Raw genomic sequence first — 840 nt, forward strand, 5'->3', positions numbered from 1 at the left:
ATCGAGCAGGGCAACGAGATCATCATCACCCACGGCAACGGCCCGCAGGTCGGCATGATCCAGAACGCCTTCGCCGCTGCCCACGACGCCATCGGCACCCCCGAGATGCCGCTGCCCGAGTGCGGCGCCATGTCCCAGGGCTACATCGGCTATCACCTGCAGCAGGGCATTGGCCGCGAGATGCACAAGCGCTATAAGCGTTGGCACGCCGCCACCGTCGTCACCCAGATCGAGTGCGATCCCGACGATCCCGCGTTCAAGAACCCGACCAAGCCGATCGGCCCCTTCTACACCGAGGAGCAGGCCAAGGAGTTCATGGCCGAGGACCCCTCCAAGGTCTTCGTCGAGGATTCCGGCCGCGGCTGGCGTCGCGTCGTCGCTTCCCCCGATCCCAAGAAGATCGTCGAGGCCGACTCCATCCTCAACCTGCTCGACAACGAGTTCATCGTCATCGCCTGCGGTGGCGGCGGCATCCCCGTCGTCCGCGACTACGAGAACAAGGGCTGCTACAAGGGCGTTCCCGCCGTCATCGACAAGGACCTGGGCGGCGAGCTGCTGGCCGAGGACTGCGACGCTGACGTTCTGTTCCTGCTGACCGCCGTTGAGCATGTCGCCATCAACTTCGGCAAGCCCAACCAGGAGGAGCTCGAGGACATCACCGCCGACGAGGCCGAGCGCCTGGCCGACGAGGGTCAGTTCGGCAAGGGTTCCATGGAGCCCAAGGTCCGCGCTGCCATCAAGTTCGCCCGCTCCCGCAAGGGCCGCACCTGCATCATCGGCGCTCTGGACAAGGCCGCCGAGACCATGGCCGGCCTCTCCGGTACCCGCATCCACGAGTAG

The 840-nt window shown here is 65.8% G+C and carries 1 protein-coding gene; it reads left to right on the plus strand.

Annotated elements, in window-relative coordinates:
• Positions 1-840, plus strand: an 840-nt coding sequence (gene arcC, locus DWV32_RS10055; RefSeq protein WP_147346233.1) for a carbamate kinase, incomplete at its 5' end; no start/stop codon positions are given.

The sequence above is a fragment of the Collinsella sp. AF04-24 genome, from assembly GCF_003465685.1.
Classification (GTDB): Bacteria; Actinomycetota; Coriobacteriia; order Coriobacteriales; family Coriobacteriaceae; genus Collinsella; species Collinsella aerofaciens_AP.